This window comes from Luteimonas saliphila, from assembly GCF_016774335.1.
In the GTDB taxonomy this organism is placed as follows: domain Bacteria; phylum Pseudomonadota; class Gammaproteobacteria; order Xanthomonadales; family Xanthomonadaceae; genus Luteimonas; species Luteimonas saliphila.
In genome coordinates, this window is sequence record NZ_JAETWA010000046.1 from 294795 (window position 1) to 302437 (window position 7643).

Sequence of the window (7643 nt, forward strand, 5' to 3'; positions counted from 1 at the left end):
CCTCCCCCGCTCCCCGCGCCGCCCGTCCCCGCCCCGTGGTCCTGCTGATCCTCGATGGCTGGGGCCATCGCGACGATCCGCGCGACAACGCCATCGCGCTCGCCGATGTGCCGAACTGGCGCCGTCTGCTGGCCGAACACCCGACCACGCTGATCCACACCGAAGGCCGGTTCGTCGGCCTGCCGGACGGGCAGATGGGCAATTCCGAGGTCGGGCACATGAACATCGGCGCCGGGCGCGTGGTCTACCAGGACCTGACCCGGATCGATGCGGCGATCGAGGACGGCAGCTTCTTCGACAACGCGGAGCTGGCCGCGGCCTGCGACGCGGCGGTGGCCAGCGGCGGCACCCTGCACGTGATGGGCCTGCTTTCTCCGGGCGGCGTCCACAGCCACGAAACCCACGTGTTCGCGATGCTCGAGCTCGCCGCGCGCCGCGGCGTGCCGCGCGTGGCCGTGCATGCCTTCCTCGACGGCCGCGACATGCCGCCGCGCTCGGCCGAAGCGAGCCTGCGCGCGCTGCAGGACAAATGCGACGCGCTCGGCAACGCCCGCGTCGCCAGCGTGTCCGGCCGCTACTACGCGATGGACCGCGACAATCGCTGGGAGCGCGTGCGCCGGGCCTGGGACGCGATCGTCGAGGCGAATGGCGATGCGCCCGACGCGCTGTCCGCGCTGCAGGCCGCGTACGCGCGCGGCGAGAACGACGAGTTCGTCGATCCGGTCGCGATCGCAGGCGCGCAGCCGATGCGCGACGGCGACGCGATCGTGTTCATGAACTTCCGCGCCGACCGCGCGCGCCAGCTCAGCGCGGCCTTCGTGTCGCCCGGCTTCGACGGCTTCGGCGCCGGCGTGCGCCGTCCGGCGCTTTCGCGCTACGTGTGCCTGACCGAGTACGACGCCACCCTGCCGGCGCCGGTCGCGTTCGCGCCGGACAACCTCGCCAACACCCTGGGCGAAGTGCTCGGCGCCCACGGGCTGACCCAACTGCGCATCGCCGAGACCGAGAAATACGCCCACGTCACCTTCTTCATGAGCGGCGGCCGCGAGGCGCCGTATACGGGCGAGGAGCGCATCCTGGTTCCGAGCCCGAAGGTCGCCACCTACGACCTGCAGCCGGAGATGAGCGCACCGGAGGTCTGCGCGCGGCTGGTGCAGGCGGTCGAGCAGGAGCGCTTCGACGTCATCGTCTGCAACTTCGCCAATCCCGACATGGTCGGCCACACCGGCGTGCTGTCGGCGGCGATCGCCGCGGTCGAGACCGTGGACAGGGCGGTCGGCGAGATCATCGCCGCGGTGCGTGCCAAGGGCGGCGAGCTGCTGGTGACCGCCGACCACGGCAACTGCGAGATGATGCGCGACCCCGAGACCGGCGAACCACATACCTCGCACACCGTCGGCCCGGTGGACCTGGTCTACGTCGGGTCGCGCGACGCCAGCCTGCGCAGCGGCGGCGCGCTGCGCGACCTCGCGCCGACGATCCTCGACCTGCTCGGCGTCGACCTGCCCGTGGAAATGACCGGTTCGAGCCTGCTGGTCGCGAAGGGATGAGCGTAGCGGCGCGCGCGTGGCGGGCCCGGGCGGCATTCGCCCTGCTCGCCGCCGGGTTCGCCGCCGTCCCCGTCGCGAACGCGCAGCAGGACGGCCGCGACGCCGAGCGCAGGCTCGAGCGGGTGCGCAAGGAGTTGCAGGATGTCGCCAGCGAGCGGCGCCGGCTCGAAGGCGAGCGCGGCGATGCCGCGCGGCAACTGCGCAGCGCCGACGAACAGGTCGCGCGCACCGCGCGCACGCTGGAGCAGACCGAAGCCGAGCTCGCGCGGCAGCAGGCCGCGCTCGAGGCGCTGGCGGTCAGGCGCGACGCCCTGCATGCGCGCATGGGTGCGCAGCGCGAGGAACTGCACGCGCTGCTGCGCGCCAGCCACGTCGCCGGCCGCGCCGCGCCGCTGAAACTGATGCTGGCGCAGGACCAGGTGGCCGACGCCAGCCGCGCGCTGACCTATCAGCGCTATCTGCAGCGCCAGCGCGCCGCGCGCATCGCCGCGCTGCGCGACGAGTTGGCCGAGCTCGAATCGCTCGAACGCGACATCGTCGAGCGCCGTGCCGCGCTCGAGCGCAGCCACGAGCGGCAGCGCAGCCAGGTGGCCGCTCTCGAGCGCGACCGCGCGGCGAGCGCGCAGGCGGTGGCGCAGTTGGACAAGAAGTACCGCGACCGCAGCACGCGCGAGCAGGCGCTGGGCCGGGACGCCAAGGCGCTCGAGCGGCTGCTCGCGCGGCTGCGCGCTGCGGCGGCGAAGGCCGAGGCCGAACGCAGGGCCGCCGCCGCGCGCGCCGCGCAGCGTGCCGGCAGCGGCGAATCCGCACGCAAGCCGCCGGTCGCGGTCGCGCGTGCGGCGCCGATCCAGGTCGGCGGCCTGGGCTGGCCGCTGTCGGGCGCGCTGCTCGCCGGTTACGGCGGGCGCATGCCCGACGGACGCAGCAGCAACGGCGTGCTGATCGGGGCCGCCGCGGGCACGCCGGTGCGCGCGGTCGACGACGGCACCGTGGTGTTCGCCGAATGGATGACCGGCTACGGCATGATCCTGATCGTCGACCACGGCAATGGCGCGATGAGCCTCTACGCGCATTGCGAGACGTTGCTCAAGGAGGCGGGCGCCACGGTGAAGCGCGGCGACGCGGTCGCCACCGTCGGCAATTCCGGCGGCCAGGGCCGACCGGCGCTGTATTTCGAGCTGCGCCGCAATGGCCAGCCGGTCAACCCCGACACCTTCCTGCAGAAGCGCTGAACCGCCGGCCGACCGCATTGCGGCACCAGGCATCAGGCGCGCTTCACGCAAAGGCGGGCGGCGCCCGCATAATCGGATGAACCCCGCGCCCACTGCGCGGTCGGACCCTGAACCCGTCCCGGAGTGCCTGCATGCCCGTCCGCAAGTCGCCGCTGCTCGCCGTCCTGCTGCCGCTGGCGCTGGCGTGTCCGCCCGCTTTCGCCCAGGACGCGCCGCAGCAGGAGCAGGGGGAGCCGCAGGCGCAACCGGTTCCCCCGGTGGCGCCACAGCGATCCGGGGAGCGGCAGGGGCCGCCCGTACAGGAAGACCAGGTCCCGCAATCGCCCGTGGAGGATCCGGCACCCGACGAGTCGCCGCCGCCGGATGAAGACGAGCCTTCGCCCCCTGCGCAAGCCCCGGCCCCGGGCGACGAAGCCGATCCAGTGGACGCCAGCGACGATCCCGACGCCGCCGAAAGCGCCGCCACCAAGGTCCCGCTCGAGGAAATCCGCCGTTACGTCGGCCTGTTCAACGCGATCCGGCTGGGCTATGTCGATCCGGTCGAAGACCGCAAGCTGATGAACGCCGCGATCCGCGGCCTGCTGTTCGACCTCGACCCGCACAGCAGCTACCTGGAAAAACGCGCCGCCCAGGCCTTCGACGAAGGCACCACCGGCGCCTACGACGGCATCGGCGTGGAGGTGCTGCAACTGCCCGACGGCAAGGTGCGGGTGATCGCGCCGATCGACGACACGCCCGCCGCCAAGGCCGGCATCCGCTCCGGCGACACCATCGTCGCGGTCGACGGCAAGCCGCTGACGCCGGCCGACGCCGAGGGCCATGGACCGCTGCGCGGCCCGCCCGGCACCCAGGCGGTGCTGACCGTGCTGCGCGAGGGCGAGGCGAAGCCGCTGGAGATCACCGTCCATCGCGAGACGATCCGCGTCGCCTCCGTGCGCGGACGCATGCTCGAGCCCGGCTACGGCTACGTACGCATCAGCCAGTTCCAGGTGGAAACCGGCGACGACTTCGCACGGACCGTGCAGCGGTTGCGGGGCGAGGCCGGCGGCGCGCTCAAGGGGCTCGTGATCGACGTGCGCAGCAATCCCGGCGGCCTGCTGACCTCCGCGGTGCGCGTGGCCGACGACCTGCTGGACAAGGGCAGGATCGTCAGCACCCGTGGCCGCAACCCGGTCAACGACACCGAGTTCAGCGCCACGCCCGGCGACCTGATGGACGGCGCGCCGGTGGTGGTGATCATCGATGCGGGTTCGGCCAGCGCCTCGGAGGTGCTCGCCGGCGCGTTGCACGACAACGGCCGCGCGCGCATCGTCGGCAGCCGCAGCTTCGGCAAGGGCTCGGTGCAGACGGTGATGCCGCTGGGCAACGGCGACGCGGTCAAGCTCACCACCGCGCGCTACTACACCCCGAGCGGCCGCTCGATCCAGGCGCGCGGGATCGATCCCGACATCGTGCTCAAGCCCGACGACAGCGCACCCGAACTGGTCTCGACCACGCCCGGCTACGCCGAGGCCACGCTGCCCGGCCACCTGCGCGGCGACGAGGAGGAGGAAGGCACCACCGCCGGCGACGTGCTCGACGGCGACGGCCCGATCGATGCCGCGCTGGCCGAGCTGAAAAAGCCGACGCCCGGCGTGGCGGCTGCGCCGGCGCCGACCCGGGAGTAGCTGCGCGGCGGCCGCCCTAGGCCTTGCCGGCCAGCCTCAGGCCCAGCCACACCGCGCCGATGCCCAGCAGCACGCTGCCGCCCACATAGCCGGTCGCCGCGAGCCAGTCGCCGCGGCGCAGCAAGTGCGCGGTTTCCAGCCCGAACGCCGAGAACGTGGTGAATCCGCCGAGCAGGCCGACGAACAGCAGCAGGCGCAGCTCCGGCGACAGCCATCCCGGGTAACGCTCGGCCAGGCCGGCCAGCACGCCGGCGATCAGGCAACCGGCCAGGTTCACCACGAAGGTTCCGAGCGGGAACTTCTGCGGCCCGGTCGCGTGCATCGTCCAGGTCGCCAGCAGGTAGCGCGCGATCGACCCCACCGCGCCACCGAGGCCGACCAGCGCGACCGCCTGCAGCGTCGGCGGCATGCTCAGCGTGGCTTGGCCGGGAGCGGGAAGGGGGTGACCACCTTCTCGCCCGAGACCGCGTCGCGGATCGCGGACTGGCCCTTCTTCTCCACTTCCTCCACCCGCAGGATCGCCTGCATCGGCAGGTGCAGGGCGCGGGTGTCGCCGAACTCGTCGCGCAGCCGCTCCTCGGTGGGGTCGACCACGAGCCCGTCGTGCACGTCGAACACCAGTTCGGCGATCTCGACGAAGCCCCACAGCCGCCCGCTGTCCACGCGCCGCGCGTACAGCTCGTAGACCTTGCCGTGGTTCAGGAACGTGACCTTGTAGAGCGGCTTGGACATGGTCCGGATTATAGGAGCCGTGCTTCGCGATAGGGTGATGGGTAGCTGGTCACCAATCACCAATCACGAATCACGAATCACCAATCACGGCTCTTCAGTAGCCCTTCAACCGCCGCAGCCGCCGCGCGATCGCGCCGCGCGAGGCGATCGCGAACACGATCCCGAACGCGAAGCCGGCCGCGTGCGCCGCCCAGGCCACCGCACCGAAGGCCGGGCCGATGTAGGCGAACACGATCTGCAGCGCCGCCCACACCCCGATCAGCAGGGAGGCCGGCGCCCGCACGAACTCCAGGAACAGCCCCAGCGGCACCACCACCCCCAGCCGCGCCTGCGGGAACAGCGCCAGGTAGGCGCCGATCAGCGCCGAGACCGCGCCGCTGGCGCCGATGATCAGCCGGTCCGGCGCGCCGATCACCAGTACCGCGAACAGGTTGGCCAGGGCGCCGCCGAGGAAGAACAGCGCCAGGAAGCGCCACGGCCCCATCACCCGCTCGGCCGGCAGCCCGAAGATCAGCAGGAACACCAGGTTGCCGAGCAGGTGCGCCCAGTCGGCGTGCAGGAACAGGGCGGTGAACAGGCGCAGCCACTGCTGCGGCTCGGCCCATGGCGCCCAGGGTCCGGCGCCCGGGGCCCCGCCCGCGAGGGCGCCCCATTCGAGCATCAGCGCGCGCTGCGAGGCGTCCGAACGCGACAGCGCCCAGACGAACGCCGCCCACAGCAGTGCGGCCAGCAGCGGTGTCGCCCAGCGCAGGGAGGCCTGGGAGCGGGTGGGGACCGACACGAACATGGCGTCACCTTACCCGCTCGACGCGCCTCCGGGGTCGCGACCGGCGCGTCCGCGCAGGTGCCGTCCGACACAGTCACCACACGCACCGGTACGGTATAGTGCGCGCCGCGTCGTGGGTCGGGAGGGCGAGTTCCGGCGGCGCAGGCGGGGCCAGCGGCCCGGCCTGCACTGCGATGCGCACTTCACGTCATCGGAGAGACCTACGCAATGCGCAAGATCCCCCATACCACCGTCCTGGCCTTCGGCATCGCCGCCGCCCTGGCCTTCGCCTCCAATGCCCACGCCGCCGGCTTCCAGCTCAAGGAAAACAGCGTCAAGTCGATGGGCAGCGCCTTCGCCGGCACCGCCGCCAAGACCGGCGACTCGTCGGTCGTCGCCAACAACCCGGCGGTGATGACCCAGTTCGAGGGCAACACCTTCCAGATCGACGTCACCGCGATCGACCTGAGCTACGAGTTCGAGGGCACCGCGACCGACGCGTTCGGCCGCCCTATGACCGGCAGCAACGGCGGCGACGCCGGCGACATCACGCCGGTGCCGGCGATGTCCTACATCCGCAAGTTCGACAACGGCCTGGCCTTCGGCGCCATGGTCAGCGCCCCGTTCGGCCTGAAGACCGAATACGAGGACGGCTGGGTCGGCCGCTACTTCGCCCACACCTCCGACGTGCGGATCGTCGACCTGACCCTGTCGGGCGCGCTCGACATCACCGACCGCTTCTCGGTCGGCATCGGCGCGATCGTTTCGCGCGCGGACGTGACCCTGTCGCGCTCGGTCGACTTCGGCACCCTGCTGTACTCGAACCCGGCCACGCGCCCGCTGCCGTTCGCGCAGCCGCAGGCGGCCGACGGCTTCGTGGAAGTGGGCGGCGACGACAACGGCTTCGGCTGGCTGGTGGGCGCGCACTTCCGCCCGACCGACAGCGTCGCGATCGGCGTGAGCTACCGCTCCGAGATCGACTACGAACTGCGCGGCACCGCCGACTGGACCGTGCCGGGTGACGTACGCGCCGTGTTTGACGGCAATGCGGCCAACCCGCCCCCGACAGCCGCGTGGTTTCAGGACGGCAACGTGTCGGCCAACCTGACCACGCCGTCGATCCTCTCGGTCGGCGCCACCTGGCAGCTCAACGAACGCTTCGCGCTGTCGGCGAGCTGGGCCGAGACCGGCTGGTCCTCGCTGCGCGAGGTGCGGATCGACTTCGACAATCCGGATCCGGACGCGGTCGAGCCGTTCGAGTGGGACGACACCAGCTTCGTGTCGATCGGCGCCGAGTACAAGCTCAACGACAGCTGGACGCTGCGCGCCGGCATCGCCGACGACCAGACCCCGACCAGCCTGGTGCACCGCACCCCGCGCCTGCCCGACGACGACCGTCGCTGGTACTCGGTCGGCGCGACCTGGATGGTGAGCGAGGCGCTCGACGTCAACTTCGGCTTCACCCACATCAAGCCGGACGACCCGAAGGTCGACATCACCGCCAGCGGCTCGCGCATCGCCGGTCCCTACGACGGCAGCGCCAACCTCTACGGCGTGTCGGCGCAGTACCGCTTCTGATCCTGCGTTCCATCGCGATACCGGAAAGCCCCGCTTCGGCGGGGCTTTGTTCTTGTGCGGCTCTTATGGATGGAGTCGCGGGAGGGATGGGCGGGGATCCTCCCGTCGCGGTCGCGCC

The 7643-nt window shown here is 71.9% G+C and carries 7 protein-coding genes; 4 read left to right on the forward strand and 3 right to left on the reverse strand.

What is annotated here, in order from left to right:
- Positions 1-35: 35 nt before the first annotated feature.
- The 3 genes from gpmI (at position 36) to JMO03_RS18240 (ending at position 4449) form a co-directional block, all read left to right on the forward strand.
- Positions 36-1550 carry a 2,3-bisphosphoglycerate-independent phosphoglycerate mutase gene (gpmI, locus tag JMO03_RS18230; protein WP_337926450.1) on the forward strand — a complete coding sequence of 505 codons (1515 nt, stop codon included), beginning with the start codon at positions 36-38 and terminating at the stop codon, positions 1548-1550.
- Positions 1547-2782, forward strand: coding sequence for a murein hydrolase activator EnvC family protein (locus JMO03_RS18235; RefSeq protein ID WP_202845162.1), 1236 nt, complete (start codon positions 1547-1549; stop codon positions 2780-2782). The genes gpmI and JMO03_RS18235 overlap by 4 nt, the downstream gene beginning before the upstream one ends.
- Positions 2783-2913: 131 nt before the next feature.
- Positions 2914-4449, forward strand: coding sequence for a S41 family peptidase (locus JMO03_RS18240; protein ID WP_238346310.1), 1536 nt, complete (start codon positions 2914-2916; stop codon positions 4447-4449).
- 16 nt (positions 4450-4465) lie between these two features.
- Here JMO03_RS18240 and crcB read toward each other — a convergent pair whose 3' ends face one another.
- The 3 genes from crcB to JMO03_RS18255 all read right to left on the reverse strand — a co-directional run bounded on the left by crcB (position 4466) and on the right by JMO03_RS18255 (position 5968).
- Entirely contained in the window at positions 4466-4858 is a 393-nt protein-coding gene (crcB, locus tag JMO03_RS18245; protein WP_202845163.1) for a fluoride efflux transporter CrcB, read from the reverse strand.
- Positions 4859-4860: 2 nt separating this feature from the next.
- On the reverse strand, positions 4861-5181 hold the full coding sequence (locus JMO03_RS18250) for a DUF1820 family protein (RefSeq protein WP_202845164.1): 321 nt from the start codon (positions 5179-5181) through the stop codon (positions 4861-4863).
- Positions 5182-5275: 94 nt separating this feature from the next.
- Positions 5276-5968: a rhomboid family intramembrane serine protease gene (locus tag JMO03_RS18255; protein WP_202845165.1), complete on the reverse strand. Its 693-nt coding sequence runs from the start codon at positions 5966-5968 to the stop codon at positions 5276-5278.
- Between the two features lie 207 nt (positions 5969-6175).
- Here JMO03_RS18255 and JMO03_RS18260 point away from each other — a divergent pair, with 207 nt between their 5' ends.
- A complete protein-coding gene (locus JMO03_RS18260; protein WP_202845166.1) occupies positions 6176-7525 on the forward strand; it encodes an OmpP1/FadL family transporter in 1350 nt (449 codons plus the stop codon).
- Positions 7526-7643: the final 118 nt, after the last annotated feature.